The organism is Rhodococcus qingshengii JCM 15477 (assembly GCF_023221595.1).
Taxonomy (GTDB): Bacteria; Actinomycetota; Actinomycetes; order Mycobacteriales; family Mycobacteriaceae; genus Rhodococcus_F; species Rhodococcus_F qingshengii.
Map to the genome: position 1 here is coordinate 4160001 of NZ_CP096563.1, position 16276 is coordinate 4176276.

Consider the following 16276-nt stretch of genomic DNA (forward strand, 5'->3'; position numbering starts at 1 on the left):
GATATCACCAACCCGAAGGCCGGCTAATCAGTCATAGACAAAAAGAGTCAAATCACTAGCAAAAAAACTCAACTAGCAAAAAATGTGTCGGCAACCATTCAGACGGAAGAATGAACAATCACCGACGAAAAATACTCACACCACACACAAACCAACCAAACCCCAAGAGGCGGTTGATCATTCGCGGATGTGAAGTACCAAAAAAATTCTGGCACTGACATTCATCGACACACTGTTGAGTTCTCAAAGAACACGCACACACCATCACCACGACCCTATGGCCGCCGCTCCGGGGCAACTTTCCCAGCCTATCCCAACCTGGCCACCGGCGCAAACCGCTGAACATTCGGGGAAGAACTGGAGGTGAAGCACAACCATACACGATGGAAACTACTTCGAAATTTGGTCAGGCACTTCGTACAACCTCGTGTCACTCGCCGTGAAGGCGGGAGTCGGTGTCCGTGTCGCTCTGACTTGGAATAAGTTACGCGAACCTTCAATCAATTCACAAATCGCCTGGTCACCACACCGAATTGGCCGATTAAGGCCAGGTCAGACCGTTGAGCCTTTCCGCCAACTGCGAATAGTCCCGAGTGTGACGCCGAGCACCGACACCTAGTCGGTACCCACCCGCTCGATCACTCCCCCGAGTCCACGGAGATTCTCGACGAATCGCGGGTACCCACGGTCGATGTGGAAGATGTCGTGAACTTCGGTGGTTCCGTCCGCAACCAACCCCGCAAGCACGAGCCCGGCGCCGGCCCGAATGTCCGAAGACCACACCGGTGCACTCGACAACACCGGAACTCCGCGGATCACCGCATGGTGACCGTCGGTACGAGCGTCGGCGCCGAGTCGGATCATTTCCTCGACAAATCGGAAACGCGATTCGAATACGTTCTCGGTGATCATCGACGTGCCTTCGGCAACCGCAGCCAAACCGATTGCCATCGGCTGCAGGTCGGTCGGGAATCCGGGGTACGGCAATGTTGCGAAATTGACCGCTTTAGGCCGTTCACGCTGAATGACGCGGAAACCGTCAACCTCGGGAGTCACCTCCGCGCCGGCCGTCCGAAGCTTGTCGAGGACCAGTCCGAGATGCTTGTGGTTCACCCCGCGAACGCGGACGTCACCCCTGGTCATGGAGGCAGCGACACCCCACGTTGCAGCGACGATCCGATCGCCGATGACACGGTGCGTAGTCGGTTCCAACTTGCGGACGCCTTGAATGGTGAGCGTCGAACTTCCGCCGCCAGATACCTTGGCGCCCATCTCGTTGAGCATGTTGCACAGATCCACGATCTCGGGCTCACGTGCAGCGTTGTCGATCACTGTCTCACCACGGGCGAGGACCGCTGCCATCAAGATGTTCTCGGTTGCACCCACAGACGGGAAGACCAGGCGGATGTTCGCTCCATGCAGGTCGTCTGCCTCGGCAACTACACATCCGTGTTCGATCTCGCTGCGCGCACCCAACAGGCGGAGCCCGGATTGGTGCATGTCGAGGGGCCTCGAACCGATGGCGTCACCGCCAGGCAAGGCAACAACAGCGCGTCGACAACGCGCGACCAGCGGACCGAGAACACACACTGACGCTCGGAACTGTTTCACCGCATCGAAGTCAGCGTGATACTTCGGCTCGGCCGGCGTCGTGATCCGCACTTCGGAATCTTCGAGTTCGACTTCGCAGCCCAGACCTCGCAGAACGTCCGCCATCAGCGGTACGTCGAGAATGTCCGGGCAGTTGGTCACGACAGTGGTGCCTTCGGCCAACAGCGCCGCGGCCATCAGCTTCAGCACACTGTTCTTGGCCCCTCCCACCAGTACTTCACCTTCGAGGCGGTTACCCCCGGTCACAAGAAAGTGCTCACTCACGGTTCACAGCCTAGAGCCACAACCTCGTCGGCACCGCGCCGGTACCGTAGCCCTATGTCTGTTCACCTGACGAAGATCTACACCCGGACCGGCGACGACGGGACCACGGGCCTCAGCGATTTTTCCCGCGTGTCCAAGAACGATCCGCGTCTGATCGCCTACGCGGATTGCGACGAGACCAATGCAGCGATCGGTGTGGCCGTTGCCCTCGGCACTCCCCCGGAGAATCTCCTCGCAATGCTGCGCCAGATCCAGAACGACCTTTTCGACGCAGGGGCCGACTTGTCCACCCCCGTGGTCGAGAACCCGAAGTACCCGCCGCTACGAGTGACTCAGTCCTACATCGATCGACTCGAAGGATGGTGCGATGAACTCAATGAGCAACTGGCACCGTTGAATTCGTTCATTCTGCCGGGCGGAACCGCCTTGGGAGCCCTGCTTCACGTAGCAAGAACCGTCTCGCGGCGTGCTGAGCGTGCGGCTTGGTCCGCCATCAATGCGAACCCGGAGGACACGAGCGTGCTCCCCGCGAAATACCTCAACAGATTGTCGGATCTGCTCTTCATCATGGGAAGAGTGGCAAATCCTGAAGGCGATGTGCTCTGGAAGCCCGGCGCCGGGGCTTGAGCGGGACCGGTCAGGCGGTGCGTCGCCTACGGGCGCGCCCGTCCGGCCGAGATTCCACCCAGGACAGGAACGCTGTCAATGCTCCACTGTCCAAAGCGATTTCGTAGGCCGACGAGCCGTCATTGACCTTGACCACGACGATGTCGTCGCTCATGATGTCGAATTCGGTACCCGAGGGAGAACGACGGCTCTCGACCTCGATACCTTGACGATCGATCCTGGAGTCCGGGCCCGGCCGCAGACTCGACAGTTTGAAAAAGACAAAGGTGCTTTCGCCGTAGCGAATGATTCCGTGACGCCACCCGCTGTCCCCCGGAGATGGCAGAACACGAAGCAGTGCAGCGGTACCGCCGCGACGCAGAACCAGCAGACGATACAGAAAAGCCGCGACGAGAACCGCGAGCAGCACAACCAGAATGATCAACACAGTCATTCCGAATGTCACTGTTCGTCGGCTCCCGTCGCGGCTTTACTCGAGTAACTTACGCGCGCTCGACGGCCCGGAGCTGACCCTTGGCGACCGCAATCGCTTCGAGGTCGCCCGAGTTCTCGGCCAAGACAGCCTTGGCTGCCTCGACGTCGATGTCCTGTGCCATGTCCGCGGACTCGGCAAGGATCGTCACCGTCGTCGCAGTGACGGAGAGAAATCCTCCGTGTACCGCAGCAACGATACGCTCGCCGTCGACCGAGGTGATCGACACGGTTCCGCCCTCGATCAGCTGGCCGAGGACCGGCTCATGCCCAGGCATGATTCCAATTTCACCCTCGGTGGTCTGAGCGCTGACCAGCGTCGCCGAACCAGACCACAAGCGCTGCTCGACGGCAACGAGTTCTACGGTCATCTCAGCCATCGTGGACTACTTCCCGGCCATCTTCTTGGCTGCAGCCTCGACGTCGTCGAGTCCACCGCAGCTGTTGAATGCCTGCTCGGGCAGGTGATCGAACTCGCCCTTGCAGACGCGGTCGAAGGCTTCGATCGTGTCGCGGAGCGGCACGACGGAGCCGGGCTCACCGGTGAACTTCTCGGCAACGATGAAGTTCTGGCCGAGGAACTTCTGGATACGACGGGCGCGGCCGACGAGGACCTTGTCCTCTTCCTGAAGCTCGTCCATACCGAGGATGGCGATGATGTCCTGCAGTTCCTTGTACTTCTGCAGGATGCGCTTGACCTCGTTGGCAACGCGGAAGTGCTCGGCACCGACGATGCCGGGCTCCAGGATGCGGGAGGTCGAGCTCAGCGGATCCACAGCGGGGTAGATACCCATCTGCGAAATCGGGCGCGAAAGCTCGGTGGTGGCATCGAGGTGCGCGAACGTCGTAGCCGGCGCGGGGTCGGTGTAGTCGTCGGCGGGCACGTAAATAGCCTGCAGCGAGGTGATCGAGCGACCACGGGTCGAGGTGATGCGCTCCTGGAGCTCACCCATCTCGTCCGCCAGCGTGGGCTGGTAGCCCACTGCCGAAGGCATACGGCCGAGGAGGGTGGAAACCTCGGAGCCTGCCTGCGTGAAGCGGAAGATGTTGTCGATGAACAGCAGAACGTCCTGGCCCTGAACGTCGCGGAAGTACTCCGCCATCGTCAGTGCGGACAGGGCGACGCGCATACGCGTTCCGGGCGGCTCGTCCATCTGGCCGAAGACAAGGGCGGTGTCCTGGAGGACGCCCATCTCTTCCATTTCCAGGTGGAGGTCGGTGCCCTCACGGGTACGCTCACCGACGCCTGCGAACACCGAGGTGCCCGAGAACTCGCGAGCGATACGCGTGATCATTTCCTGGATCAGAACGGTCTTGCCGACGCCGGCGCCACCGAACAGGCCGATCTTTCCACCCTTGACGTACGGGGTGAGAAGGTCGATGACCTTGATGCCGGTCTCAAGGATCTCGGTCTTACCTTCGAGCTGATCGAAGGCTGGTGGCTTGCGGTGGATGCCCCACTGCTCGCCGTCGCGGCCGAGGCCGGGGGTGTCGAGGCAATCGCCCAGGGCGTTGAACACGTGGCCCTTGACGACGTCACCGACGGGAACCGAGATCGGCTTGCCCGAGTCGGTCACTGCAGTGCCGCGGACGAGGCCGTCGGTGGGCTGCATGGAGACGGTGCGGACCAGGTTGTCACCGAGGTGCTGTGCAACCTCGAGCGTCAGCGTCTTGGCGACCGAGGGAAGCGTGATCTCGGCGTTCAGGGCGTTGAACAGTTCAGGAACAGCGCCACGCGGGAATTCAACGTCCACGACGGGACCGATGACCCGCACGACGCGGCCGGCTACGGCCGAAGCCGAACCTGCCCCGTTGTTTTCGGTTACTGCTGCGGTCATGTGCTAGTCACTTCCTGCGCTCGAGGCGAGCGCGTTGGCGCCGCCGACGATCTCGCTGATTTCCTGGGTGATCTGGGCCTGGCGAGCCTGGTTGGCCTGACGGCTCAACGTGTTCACCAGTTCGTTTGCGTTGTCCGTCGCGGCCTTCATGGCGGTACGACGGGCTGCCGACTCCGATGCCGCAGCATCGAGAAGCGACGAGAAGATACGAGTGCTGACGTACTTCGGGAGAAGAGCACCGAGAAGCTTCTCGGGCTCGGGCTCGAAGCTGAAGTCCGCGACGGGGCCATTGTCATGGTCGTCGTCGTGGCCGTTGGTCAGCATGTCGTCACCGAGTTCGATGCGCTCTTCCGACACGAAGACCTCGAGAGGAGCCATACGGCGAACCTCGGGAGTCTGCGTCAGCATCGACACGAAGCGGGTGTAGACGATATGGAGTTCGTCGACGCCCTCGATCGTGCCTTCACCGTTCGGAGCGGCAACCTGGTTACCCGAACCAGCCATGAACAGCTCCACCAGGTGGCGGCTGGCCTTCGCGGCATCCGAGTAACCCGGATCCTGCGAGAAGCCCGTCCACGCAGCACCGATGTCGCGGCCGCGGAACGTGTAGTAGCCGAGCCCCTTGGAACCGAGCACGTACACGACCGGCTCCTTGCCCTCGCTGCGGAGGAGAGCCATGAGCTCTTCTGCCTGCTTGAGGACGTTGGAGTTGTAGCCACCACACATGCCGCGGTCACTGGTGACAACGAGGACCGCTGCCCGCTTGGGCTCCGGACGCTCGTTGAGCAACGGGTGATCGAGCGAAGCAGACGCACTCGCCAATTCGGTGAGTACCTTCGTGATCTCCTCGGCATACGGCTTGGACGCGGCGACGCGAATCTGAGCCTTGGTGATACGCGAAGTCGCGATCAGTTCCTGTGCCTTGGTGATCTTCTTGGTCGAGTTGACCGACTTGATACGAGACCGCAATTCGAGAATGCTCGCCATCGATCAATCACTCTCCCTTCGGAATTCGCAGTGTCATGGGCGCGTACGTCACTTGCTGACGGTCTTGCGCTTGACGTTGATCTGCTCGTTCGCGACCTCGTCGGCGCCCAAAGCGTCAGCCTCGGCTTCGTTCACGACCCGGCTTCCGTCGGATGCGATGAAGCCTTCCTTGAACTTGTTCGTCGCGGCGATCAGCTCAGCAGCGTTGTCGGCATCGAGTGCCTTACCGCCGTTGATGCTGGAGTAGACGCCAGCAGCCGAGTGCTTGAGGTCTTCGAGCAGTTCCTTCTCGAAGCGACGGACGTCGCCGATCGGAACGCTGTCGAAGATGCCTTCGCCGGCCAGGTAGATCGAGACGATCTGGTCCTCGACGGGGATCGGGCTGTACTGATCCTGCTTGAGCAGCTCGACCAGACGGGCGCCGCGCTCGAGCTGAGCCTTGGAGGCAGCGTCGAGGTCGGAAGCGAAGGCGGAGAACGCTTCGAGCTCACGGAACTGAGCCAGTTCCAGACGCAGCGAACCGGAAACCTTCTTCATGCCCTTGGTCTGTGCAGCGCCACCGACGCGGGAGACCGAGATACCGACGTTGATCGCGGGGCGAACGCCCTTGTTGAACAGGTCGGACTCGAGGAACACCTGACCGTCGGTGATGGAGATGACGTTGGTCGGGATGTAAGCCGAGACGTCGTTCGCCTTGGTCTCGATGATCGGCAGAGCCGTCAGCGAGCCACCGCCGAGTGCGTCGGACAGCTTCGCCGAACGCTCCAGCAGACGGGAGTGCAAGTAGAAGACGTCACCGGGGTAAGCCTCGCGTCCCGGCGGGCGACGCAGCAGCAGCGAGATGGCGCGGTACGCCTCTGCCTGCTTGGTCAGGTCGTCGAACACGACCAGAACGTGCTTGCCCTGGTACATCCAGTGCTGGCCGATGGCCGAGCCGGTGTACGGTGCGAGCCACTTGAAGCCTGCGGAATCAGATGCCGGAGCAGCAACGATGGTGGTGTATTCCATCGCGCCCTTCTCCTCGAGGGCAGCCTTGACGCCCGCGATGGTGGAACCCTTCTGACCGATGGCAACGTAGATGCAGCGCACCTGCTTGTTGACATCGCCGGAATCCCAGTTGGCCTTCTGGTTCAGGATGGCGTCGATGCAGACCGCGGTCTTGCCGGTCTTGCGGTCGCCGATGATGAGCTGGCGCTGGCCGCGGCCGATCGGGGTCATGGCGTCGATAGCCTTGATACCGGTCTGGAGCGGCTCTTCGACCGGCTGGCGCTCGAGCACCGAAGCGGCCTGGAGCTCGAGTGCACGGTTCTCGGTGCTCTCGATCTCGCCGAGGCCGTCGATGGGCGCACCCAGCGGGTCGATGACGCGGCCGAGGAAAGCATCGCCGACGGGAACCGACAGAACGTCGCCCGTGCGCTTTACTTCCTGGCCTTCTTGAATGTTCTGGTAATCGCCAAGGATGACGGCACCGATTTCGGTGGCATCCAGGTTGAGCGCGACGCCGACGATTCCACCGGGGAACTCCAACAGCTCGTTGGACATAGCCGAAGGCAGGCCAGAGACGTGCGCAATGCCGTCACTGGTGTCGGTCACTGTGCCGACCTCCTCACGGGAGGCCTCCGGGGAGTAGCTCGCGGTGTAGTTGTCGATCGCGCTACGGATCTCGTCGGAGGAGATCGTCAGCTCCGCCATGTTTTTCCTGCTCTCGGTGTCTGGTCTTCGAAAAGATCTGGAGTATGTGTTCGGCTGAAGGACTACTTGAGGTTCTTCCGCAGTGCTGCGAGTCGACCCGCTGCGCTGCCGTCGATAACCTCGTCGCCCACCCGGACGACCAAGCCGCTGAGGAGTTCTGGATCGACCTCGACGTGCACTGCTACCGGCTTCCCGTAGGTGCGGGTAAGAGTGCTCGCCAAGCGATCCGACTGCTCCGAGCTCAACGCCGAGGCGCTGCGAACGTGAGCAACGGTGGTATCGCGCTGCGCTGCGGCAAGATTCGACAGCTGATCGAAAGTGTCTGCGGGTGCAGACTTCAACCGGCCGACAGCCTGTCCGGCGAGTGCCTCGGTGACCGCGGTGACCTTGCCGTAGAGCAAGCGGGAGAGGAACTCACGCTTGCGGGCTGCGGGAACCGACAGATCCGAGAGCGTCTGCTCCAGGCTGGGATCCCCTGCCACGATGCGACCGAGACGGAAGAGCTCGTCCTCAACGGTGTCCAACTGGCTCTGATCGGCTGCGGCGCGGAGCAGAGCTTCGCGTCCGAGCAGTTCGAGCGAGTTGACCAAGTCGCGGGCCGCAGACCAGTCCTGGCCTGCAGCTGCCTTCACGGTGGCGAGCGCCTCGGCGCCGACCTTTCCGGAGAACAACTGCTCTGCCAAAGCCTGGCGACCAGCGGCCGGTGCCGAAGCGTCAGCCAGCGCGCTGCGAAGAGCGCGCTGGCCGTCGAGTACCTCGACCACCGAGAAGAGCTCGGACCCAGCCTGAGCAGAAGCAGCAGTTGCGGCTCCTGCAGAGACGGCGCCCAGGGCACTGCTCAGCGCAGAACGAGTCTGCGCCAAGGCTTCACGGCTCGCTGCGTACATGTTGCTCACTTCCTGGCTGAATCAGCGCTGACGGTGTCGAGCTCGTTGAGGAAACGATCAACCGTTCCGGCGCGCTTCACGTCGTCGGCGAGGGACTCCCCGATGACCTTCTCGGCCAGGTCTACAGCGGTCTTGCCGAGATCCGAGCGGAGCTCAGCGACGATCTGCTGACGCTGGGCGACGAGCTGGCTGTGGCCTGCGGCCACGATGCGGTCGCTCTCGTCCTGCGCCTGAACCTTCATGTCAGCGATGATCTGCTGACCCTGGGTACGCGCTTCCTCACGGATCTGCGCTGCCTCGGTACGAGCTTCGGCGAGCTGCGCGCGGTACTGCTCGAGCGCTGCTGCTGCCTCCGCCTGTGCGTCTTCGGCTTTCTTGATGCCGCCCTCGATCTGCTCGGTGCGTTCGGCCAAGACCTTCTGGAACTTCGGAAGAACGAGCTTCCAGAAGACGAAACCAACTACTACGAGCGCGACCGCGGACCACACGATGTCGTATGTCTCGGGGATGAGGGGATTGTGTTCAGTCGTCCCCTCCGCCGCGAGAATTGCGATGGTGGCTGCCATGTCGGTCTTAGAAGATGAAGCCGGCGACGAGGCCGATCAGCGCGAGGGCCTCGGTGAATGCAATACCGAGGAACATGGTGGTACGAACCTGGCCGGCCATCTCGGGCTGGCGGACCATGCCTTCGATTGCCTTGCCCACAACGATGCCCACGCCGATGCCGGGGCCGATTGCTGCGAGGCCGTAGCCGATGGCTCCGTAGCCGCGCGACTTGGTCTCGACAACTTCCTGAGCGAGGTAAGCGATGCTCATGGTGTTCCATTCCCTTTCTGTTGACCTCCGCCGGATTCGGCAAGAGGCTCAGTTCTTGGTGTAGCTGGTGAGGAGGTAAAAGGTCAGTGCTCGTCGGCGTGGAGCGCCAGATCGATGTACACCGCGGTCAGCAGCGCGAACACGTAAGCCTGCAGGAAGATGACCAGCAGCTCGAAGAACGTGAATGCGATACCGGCAATGATCGACGGAACACCGAAGATCGCCTGGAATCCGCCGGACACGAAGAAGAAGTAGTTCGTCGCGCTGAAGAACAGCACCAGCAGGATGTGGCCGGCCAACATGTTGGCCATGAGACGAACCATCAGCGTGAACGGGCGCAGGATGAAGGTCGAGATGAACTCGATGGGCACCAACAGGAAGTGCAGGGGCAGCGGGACGCCGGGAACGACGATGCTGCTCTTGACGTACTTGAAGAAGCCGTACTTCTTGATTCCCACGTAGTTGAACACGATGTAGGCGAGCGCTGCGAGTACCAGCGGCATACCGATTCGTGCGTTCGGCGAGATGTTCAGGAAGGGAATGACGCTGGCCAGGTTGCTGGCGACCACGATGAAGAAGATCGTCGTGATGACCGGCAGGAAGCGCTTGCCCTGTTCCTTGCCCAGGATCTCCTCGGCGATGTTGATACGAACGAAGTCGAGCGCGAGCTCAGCTGCGTTCTGCAGTCCACGGGGAACCAGTCGAGGGCTGCGCATTGCGATCACGAAGAAGGCTGCGACCAGCACCGACATCAGCAGACGAATCAGCATCAGACGGTCGAGCTCGAAGGGGCCCGCGTGAATCAACACGGAGGGCGGGAAAAAATCGTCTAGTGACGGCGCATGGAATTCATCCGCGGCCAGGGTGGTGACGCTCAGCGTTCTCTCCCGTAGTCGGTCCGCAGCCATCATTGACTGCGGTTCGATCGGACATTGACGATCTACAAGTCGACAAGTTCGACTCGCGCATTCGTCAGCAGCTGGAGAACCCTAGAGGGGCCTGGCGTCTGTCGGTGTCGGCGACTCTCGTCGACTCAGTGGTCAGAATTTCGACCACCTGCGAGCACATGGCATCGTCGGCTGAGTGTTACTCGGCCCACCATTGCTCTCGCTTGAACCGAACCTTATCAAGTCATCTACGACATTGTGTAGATGGGGTACCTGGAAGTCCGATTAGTTACCTCTTGTAGTACTACTCGTCGTCGTCGACGTTGCTGCTGGGAGCGGGATCGACGTACGGAGTTTTGGTTCCCAGGACGCCGTAAGTCTCCGCACCGAGCACCACGACCAGCGACATGATGATGACCAGGACGAGGGCGGTCTTGTTGTAGAAATCCATGTCCGAGAGGACAAAGAGAACCACCATCGCGAGAATCATCTTCAGCAGCCAGGTACCGAGCAGAACGGCACCGGCCGTGAGCGCAGGCAGCTTCGCTGTGAGCAGCACGCCCAACGCCGTGAACAAGATGAACCCGCCGCCGACGGCTGCGCCGATCAGAGCGCCGTAGACGCCTTCCTTACCGGCGAAGAGCCCGCCCAGGAGCGCGCCGACCACGGCCAGCGCGATCAGCCCCATCACACCCCACTTCACGGCCGACTTCATGGCGGCGGTCGAATCAGGGATGGGTTGCGAGGCAGGTACAGGCTGCGGCGTGTTCGTCACGATGCCCAAGGGTAATGGATCGGAAAACTTGGCTAGCGACGCTGCTGCTTGCGATCGATCAGCGAAGGCACCGCAGTGAAGAACAACGCAAGAACCAAACCGGCCGCGACGAGTACAACAACCAGCTGACGATTGAGCAGCGAGGATCCGACGGCACCGAACGCCAGGACGCTGACCCACAGGTAGATGACCAGCACAACTCGTCGGTGCGTGTGTCCGATCTGCAAGAGGCGATGATGCAGGTGCATCTTGTCCGGACTGAACGGACTGACGCCCGCTTTCGTCCGGCGGATCACGGCCAGGAGCATGTCCAGCATCGGGATGAACATCACAGCCCCGACCAGCAACAACGGCGCGAGGAGGCCGACGAGGTCGCGGGTTCCGTAAGCAGCGAGCGGAATACGACCGGATGCACTGGTGGAGATCGCGGCCAGCATGAGACCGATCAACATCGACCCGGAATCGCCCATGAAAATGCGCGCTGGATTGAAGTTGTGTGGAAGAAAACCGAGACAAGCGCCTGCCAAGGCCGCCGCGATCATCGCCGGCGGGTAGACACTCGCGTCGCCGCCCTGATCGTGGAGAAGACCGATCGAGAAGATGAGGATGGCGAGCGCCGCGATCAGCCCCAACCCGGCGGCCAATCCGTCGAGACCGTCGACAAAATTCATGGCGTTGATGGTCGCGACGGCAACAGCAACGGTGAACAGTCCGGATTGAATCTGATCGAGGATGATGGTGGACCCACCGTCACCGCCGAACGGGTTGTAGATGATGAACCAGCTGACGCCCATCACCACGAGAACGCCGGCAGCAGTCACCTGACCGACAAATTTGGTGAGGGCGTCGAGGCCCCACCTGTCGTCGATCACACCCACGAGGACGATGACGGCGCCAGCTACGAGCGCAGCGTGTACGTCAGGACTGCCGAAGCCGAAACCTCTTGTGAGCGCGGGTAATTGCTGCGCGAACAGCAGACCGACAGCCATGCCGACATACATTCCGACGCCACCGAGGCGCGGAATCGGCTCGACGTGAACGTCCCGATCACGAGGAATCGCGACAGCGCCGAACCTCAGCGCCAACAACCGGACTGCGCCAGTCGCCAGGTAGGTCACCACCGCCGCCGTACACAGCACGAGCAAAAGTTCACGGATGGGAACACCCGCTCCCCCGCCACCCTGTGCCAGATACGTGGTCGCCTCGTAGGAAGTGATCACTGCTCGAGATCACCCGTCTGGCGGGCATAGGCAGGCTTTGCCCGGACCAGTTCGCGAACGCCGTCGGCAACTGCTGCCAACTCGGCCTCTCCTGACGTGGTGGCGGGGTCCGCGACAACTGCGCGCGCGATCAACTCCCCCACCACGCTCATGTCGGAGCGGTTGAAACCCTGGGTCGTCACGGCCGCGGACCCGACGCGGATTCCGGACGTGACGGCGGGCGACTGCGGATCGAACGGAATCGCGTTCTTGTTGAGCGTGATCGAAGCCAGTCCGCACCTACGCTCGGCGTCGACGCCGGTGACACCGCTTGCGCGCAGGTCGAGAAGCGCCAGATGTGTGTCGGTTCCACCGGACACGGTGCGCAGACCGCGAGCTTCCAACGACAGCGCGAGCGCCGATGCGTTGGCAACCACTTCCTGTGCATACCAACGATATTCCGGCGTCGACGCCTCTTTGAACGCAACCGCTTTCCCGGCGATCGCATGCATCATCGGGCCGCCTTGAATGAAGGGGAACACTGCGCGATCTACAGCCGAGGCATGCTCGCTGCGGCACAGGATCATTCCGCCGCGCGGGCCTCTGAGGACTTTGTGCGTCGTCGCGGAGACGACGTCGGCGTACGGAACGCACGAAGGTATCGCCCGGCCTGCCACCAGTCCGATGAAGTGGGCGGCGTCGACCCACAGGATCGCACCGACCTCGTCTGCGATCGAGCGGAAGGCTGCGAAGTCGATGGTGCGGGAGTACGCGGTCGCGCCGGCGACGATGATTTTCGGCTTGTGCGCCAGAGCCAGGGTGCGAACCTCGTCGTAGTCGATCAATTCGGTGGCCGAATCGACGTGATAGGGAACGGTGGTGAACCACTGCCCAGAAAAGCTGACGCGAGACCCGTGAGTCAGATGCCCACCGTGCGGCAGACTCATCGCCAATACGGTGTCGCCGGGCTTGGCGAATGCGGCGTACACCGCGAGATTCGCAGTGGCCCCCGAATGCGGTTGGACGTTGACGTGCTCGGCGCCGAACAGCGCCTTTGCCCGATCGATCGCCAGATTCTCGGCTACGTCGACGTACTCGCACCCGCCGTAGTAACGCCGACCCGGATAGCCCTCGGCGTACTTGTTGCTCAGGGTCGAACCCAAGGCAGCCAGTACCGAGGGGCTGGTGAAGTTCTCGCTCGCGATGAGTTGAAGTCCGTCGCGCTGACGCTCGAGTTCGGCCAGCGCAACAGCCGCGATCTCGGGGTCTGCCGTGGCAAGCTCACCGAAATCCGGTCCCCAATACGTGGATTCCCCCGCGCGCTCGCCGCCGGCGCCGACCATCGTTACGAAACTCCCTCTACGAGACTTTCCGGACTGGTGCCCAATACCTCGGCGATGGATTCTGCCGAGACGGCACCCACTCGCAAGATACGCGGTGAATTGCCGGTCAGGTCGACGATCGTGGAAGCGACGGCGTGTTCGGCCTTGCCCCCGTCGAGATACACGCTGGCAGATCCGCCGAGCTGATCTCGGGCTTCCTCGACGGTAGTTGCCGGCGGACGCCCCGAAATGTTGGCGCTCGAGACGGCAAGCGGTCCGACATCGCGCAACAATTCGAGGGCAACCGGGTGGAGGGGCATGCGGAGCATGACGGTTCCGCGGGTATCACCGAGGTCCCAGGCAAGTGAAGGCGCCTGCTCGACGACCAGGCTCAGTCCGCCGGGCCAGAAGGCGCGGATCAGATCCCGTGCCTGCGGGCGCACGCTGTAGACGAGCCCGTCGATGGTGTTCCACGATCCGACCAGTACCGGGACGGGCATGTCTCGCCCGCGTCCCTTGGCGCGCAACAGACTCGTGACAGCTTCGCTGTCGAACGCGTCGGCGGCGAGTCCGTAAAGGGTGTCGGTAGGGAGAACTACGAGTCGGCCGGCCTTGAGCGCGTTCTTCGCGGCGGCCAAGCCTGCGGTTCGGGAATCTGTCTGACTGCAGTCGTACACGGTGCTCACTCAGCCATCCTTTCACTCTGCGCTTCGGGCGTTCGATTCCGCTGTGCTTCGACGTCGGTGGCGACACGTCTGGCGACGACGAATCGCGGACGACCGGCAAGATCTGGATGCTGCGCGACCTCGCCGAATACCCGGCGCGCCGAGAACAGCGCAGCGACGCCGTCCCCGTTGGTGTCGTCGTGCTCGATGCCTGCCGCGCCGCCGATTCGAAGCCACCGCGCGATGTTGCTGATCATGGGTTTGATGACGGACAGACCGTCGGTACCACCGAACAGTGCGGTGTGCGGGTCGTAATCCATGACCTCAGGCTGCAATTGCGCGCCTTCGGGGATGTACGGCGGATTGGAAACGACCAGATCGACGCCGCCCTCGAGCCCTGGCAACAGGTTCCGATCGGTGACATCGCCCTGATGCAGATGGATCGGTGTATCACCGGCGGCCTCGCGGTCGGCAGCATTACGACGCGCCCACGCCAACGCGGCGGGCTCCTTCTCCACGGCGTGAACGACGGCGTCCGGACGGGCCTCGGCGATGGACAGCGCGAGTACACCCGATCCCGTGCACAGGTCCAGAACTACCGGCGGCTTGCTTCCGCAACCTTCGAGGAACGAGAGTGCCCAACCCATGAGCAGTTCGGTTTCCGGCCGCGGAATGAAGACACCCGGCCCGACAGCGACGTCGATGTTGCCCATCGACGCGACTCCGATGATGTGCTGCAACGGAATCCGCTTCACGCGTTGGGCAACCAACTCGTCGAAGGCCGCGATGACCTCGGGATCGACCAACGGAATCAGTCCGAGACGCGTGCGTTCGACCCCGAGCAGGTGGGATGCCAACAACTCGGCGTCGGTGCGTGGGCTGGGCACACCTGCGGCGTCGAGCTGTTTTGCAGCTTCGATCAGCGCCAAACGAAGTGGAAGTCGACTCACGGGTACAGCCTGCCACGCTCGACCGACACGCGGTTCACCGAGTTCCCGGCGGGATGGAGGTCAGTCATGGTCTGCATCTACTCGGCCGCGAGACGCGCCTCTCGGTCCGCCTTGCCCAATGCATCGAGAAGTGCGTCGAGCTCACCGTCGAGCACCGCGTCGAGGTTGTGCGACTTGAATCCGATGCGGTGATCGGTGATGCGGTTCTCGGGGAAGTTGTAGGTGCGGATGCGCTCCGAACGGTCCACCGTCCGAACCTGACTCTGGCGGCCTGCCGACGCTTCTGCGTCCGCGGCCTCCTCGGCGACTACCTGCAAACGGGCTGCAAGGACCTGCATGGCGCGCGCCTTGTTCTGGAGCTGCGAACGCTCGTTCTGGCAGGTGACGACGATGCCGGTCGGAAGGTGCGTGATTCGGACAGCAGAGTCGGTCGTGTTGACGCCCTGACCGCCCTTGCCGGACGAACGGTAGACGTCGATACGCAGGTCACTCTCGTCGATCTGGACCTGCTCGACCTCTTCGGGCTCCGGGTAGACCAGAACGCCGGCAGCCGAAGTGTGAACGCGCCCCTGGGATTCGGTGACGGGCACTCGCTGGACGCGGTGAACGCCGCCCTCGAACTTCAGCCGCGCCCACACTCCGTCCGGGGTGTCCGACTTGCTCTTGATCGACAGCGTGGCTTCCTTGTATCCGCCGAGATCGGAGACCGTCGCGTCGAGAATCTCGACGCGCCAGCCATGCCGTTCCGCGTAGCGGACGTACATGCGGGCCAGGTCCGAGGCGAAGAGCGCGGATTCTTCGCCGCCCTCACCGGACTTCACTTCGAGGACGATGTCGTCGCCGTCATGCGGATCACGCGGCGCCAACTGATCGGTAAGCGTCTGCTCGAGCTGCGCGACCTCGGCTTCGAGATCGGGGATCTCGGCGGCGAAGCTGGAATCGTCGGCGGCTAGTTCGCGCGCGGCTTCCAGATCGTCCTGCGCAGCGGTGAGCTTGTTGTACGTCGACATGATCGGCGAGAGCTCGGAGAACCGTTTACCGACGCGCCTGGCAGCGGCAGGGTCGTTGTGCAGCGCCGGATCGGACATCTGTGCTTCGAGACCGGCGTGCTCCGCCAAGATGTCGTCGATGGCCGAGGGCTGGGTTGCGCCTGCCATGGTTCGCTCCGCTCTGAGTTTCGATTCCTACGGTGCGCGCTTGAAGGTATTTCGACGCCGGGACCCGGGAAACGCGCAAACCGAGTGCAGGCACAAAAAAGCCGACGCCCGATCTGCGCATGGCAGAT

The 16276-nt window shown here is 62.4% G+C and carries 17 protein-coding genes; 1 reads left to right on the forward strand and 16 read right to left on the reverse strand.

What is annotated here, in order from left to right; translation table 11 throughout:
• Positions 1-615: 615 nt before the first annotated feature.
• Positions 616-1875 (reverse strand): UDP-N-acetylglucosamine 1-carboxyvinyltransferase, encoded by a 1260-nt coding sequence (murA, locus tag M0639_RS18885; protein ID WP_030537339.1) that lies wholly within the window; start codon positions 1873-1875, stop codon positions 616-618.
• A gap of 54 nt (positions 1876-1929) precedes the next feature.
• Here murA and M0639_RS18890 point away from each other — a divergent pair, with 54 nt between their 5' ends.
• The gene (locus M0639_RS18890; protein WP_030537338.1) at positions 1930-2502 is read left to right on the forward strand and encodes a cob(I)yrinic acid a,c-diamide adenosyltransferase; all 573 of its coding nucleotides are present in this window, start codon (positions 1930-1932) and stop codon (positions 2500-2502) included.
• Positions 2503-2512: 10 nt separating this feature from the next.
• Here M0639_RS18890 and M0639_RS18895 read toward each other — a convergent pair whose 3' ends face one another.
• From M0639_RS18895 to prfA, 15 genes are all read right to left on the reverse strand, one after another.
• Entirely contained in the window at positions 2513-2935 is a 423-nt protein-coding gene (locus tag M0639_RS18895) for a DUF2550 domain-containing protein (RefSeq protein ID WP_029255703.1), read from the reverse strand.
• A gap of 49 nt (positions 2936-2984) precedes the next feature.
• Positions 2985-3353, reverse strand: a complete 369-nt coding sequence (locus M0639_RS18900) for a F0F1 ATP synthase subunit epsilon (protein WP_003941287.1) — start codon at positions 3351-3353, stop codon at positions 2985-2987.
• A 6-nt stretch (positions 3354-3359) separates the two neighbouring features.
• Positions 3360-4811: a F0F1 ATP synthase subunit beta gene (gene atpD, locus M0639_RS18905; RefSeq protein WP_003941349.1), complete on the reverse strand. Its 1452-nt coding sequence runs from the start codon at positions 4809-4811 to the stop codon at positions 3360-3362.
• 3 nt (positions 4812-4814) lie between these two features.
• The gene (locus M0639_RS18910) at positions 4815-5798 is read right to left on the reverse strand and encodes a F0F1 ATP synthase subunit gamma (RefSeq protein WP_003941320.1); all 984 of its coding nucleotides are present in this window, start codon (positions 5796-5798) and stop codon (positions 4815-4817) included.
• 48 nt (positions 5799-5846) lie between these two features.
• Positions 5847-7490: a F0F1 ATP synthase subunit alpha gene (atpA, locus tag M0639_RS18915; RefSeq protein WP_007726218.1), complete on the reverse strand. Its 1644-nt coding sequence runs from the start codon at positions 7488-7490 to the stop codon at positions 5847-5849.
• 62 nt (positions 7491-7552) lie between these two features.
• Positions 7553-8377 carry a F0F1 ATP synthase subunit delta gene (locus M0639_RS18920; RefSeq protein ID WP_003941304.1) on the reverse strand — a complete coding sequence of 275 codons (825 nt, stop codon included), beginning with the start codon at positions 8375-8377 and terminating at the stop codon, positions 7553-7555.
• Between the two features lie 5 nt (positions 8378-8382).
• Complete coding sequence (locus M0639_RS18925; protein ID WP_003941337.1) at positions 8383-8943, reverse strand: F0F1 ATP synthase subunit B; 561 nt, start codon at positions 8941-8943, stop codon at positions 8383-8385.
• A gap of 7 nt (positions 8944-8950) precedes the next feature.
• Positions 8951-9193 (reverse strand): ATP synthase F0 subunit C, encoded by a 243-nt coding sequence (locus M0639_RS18930; RefSeq protein WP_003941327.1) that lies wholly within the window; start codon positions 9191-9193, stop codon positions 8951-8953.
• 83 nt (positions 9194-9276) lie between these two features.
• Positions 9277-10104, reverse strand: coding sequence for a F0F1 ATP synthase subunit A (gene atpB, locus M0639_RS18935; RefSeq protein ID WP_003941403.1), 828 nt, complete (start codon positions 10102-10104; stop codon positions 9277-9279).
• Positions 10105-10384: 280 nt separating this feature from the next.
• Positions 10385-10855: a Cg1360 family ATP-synthase-associated protein gene (locus M0639_RS18940; protein WP_030537336.1), complete on the reverse strand. Its 471-nt coding sequence runs from the start codon at positions 10853-10855 to the stop codon at positions 10385-10387.
• Between the two features lie 32 nt (positions 10856-10887).
• Positions 10888-12075, reverse strand: coding sequence for a glycosyltransferase family 4 protein (locus M0639_RS18945; protein ID WP_030537335.1), 1188 nt, complete (start codon positions 12073-12075; stop codon positions 10888-10890).
• The gene (locus M0639_RS18950; protein WP_054186743.1) at positions 12072-13397 is read right to left on the reverse strand and encodes a serine hydroxymethyltransferase; all 1326 of its coding nucleotides are present in this window, start codon (positions 13395-13397) and stop codon (positions 12072-12074) included. The genes M0639_RS18945 and M0639_RS18950 overlap by 4 nt, the downstream gene beginning before the upstream one ends.
• 2 nt (positions 13398-13399) lie before the next feature.
• The gene (locus M0639_RS18955) at positions 13400-14062 is read right to left on the reverse strand and encodes an L-threonylcarbamoyladenylate synthase (protein ID WP_003941345.1); all 663 of its coding nucleotides are present in this window, start codon (positions 14060-14062) and stop codon (positions 13400-13402) included.
• On the reverse strand, positions 14059-14991 hold the full coding sequence (prmC, locus tag M0639_RS18960; RefSeq protein ID WP_030537333.1) for a peptide chain release factor N(5)-glutamine methyltransferase: 933 nt from the start codon (positions 14989-14991) through the stop codon (positions 14059-14061). Before prmC ends, M0639_RS18955 begins: the two co-directional genes overlap by 4 nt.
• Before the next feature lie 77 nt (positions 14992-15068).
• The gene (prfA, locus tag M0639_RS18965; RefSeq protein ID WP_003941341.1) at positions 15069-16148 is read right to left on the reverse strand and encodes a peptide chain release factor 1; all 1080 of its coding nucleotides are present in this window, start codon (positions 16146-16148) and stop codon (positions 15069-15071) included.
• Positions 16149-16276 lie beyond the last annotated feature (128 nt).

Bases quoted from the DNA above. Each gene is read 5' to 3' on its own strand.
- M0639_RS18890 (WP_030537338.1), top strand. From the start codon at position 1,930: ATGTCTGTTCACCTGACGAAGATCTACACCCGGACCGGCGACGACGGG.
- M0639_RS18895 (WP_029255703.1), bottom strand. From the start codon at position 2,935: ATGACTGTGTTGATCATTCTGGTTGTGCTGCTCGCGGTTCTCGTCGCG.
- M0639_RS18900 (WP_003941287.1), bottom strand. From the start codon at position 3,353: ATGGCTGAGATGACCGTAGAACTCGTTGCCGTCGAGCAGCGCTTGTGG.
- atpD (WP_003941349.1), bottom strand. From the start codon at position 4,811: ATGACCGCAGCAGTAACCGAAAACAACGGGGCAGGTTCGGCTTCGGCC.
- M0639_RS18910 (WP_003941320.1), bottom strand. From the start codon at position 5,798: ATGGCGAGCATTCTCGAATTGCGGTCTCGTATCAAGTCGGTCAACTCG.
- atpA (WP_007726218.1), bottom strand. From the start codon at position 7,490: ATGGCGGAGCTGACGATCTCCTCCGACGAGATCCGTAGCGCGATCGAC.
- M0639_RS18920 (WP_003941304.1), bottom strand. From the start codon at position 8,377: ATGTACGCAGCGAGCCGTGAAGCCTTGGCGCAGACTCGTTCTGCGCTG.
- M0639_RS18925 (WP_003941337.1), bottom strand. From the start codon at position 8,943: ATGGCAGCCACCATCGCAATTCTCGCGGCGGAGGGGACGACTGAACAC.
- M0639_RS18930 (WP_003941327.1), bottom strand. From the start codon at position 9,193: ATGAGCATCGCTTACCTCGCTCAGGAAGTTGTCGAGACCAAGTCGCGC.
- atpB (WP_003941403.1), bottom strand. From the start codon at position 10,104: ATGATGGCTGCGGACCGACTACGGGAGAGAACGCTGAGCGTCACCACC.
- M0639_RS18950 (WP_054186743.1), bottom strand. From the start codon at position 13,397: ATGGTCGGCGCCGGCGGCGAGCGCGCGGGGGAATCCACGTATTGGGGA.
- prfA (WP_003941341.1), bottom strand. From the start codon at position 16,148: ATGGCAGGCGCAACCCAGCCCTCGGCCATCGACGACATCTTGGCGGAG.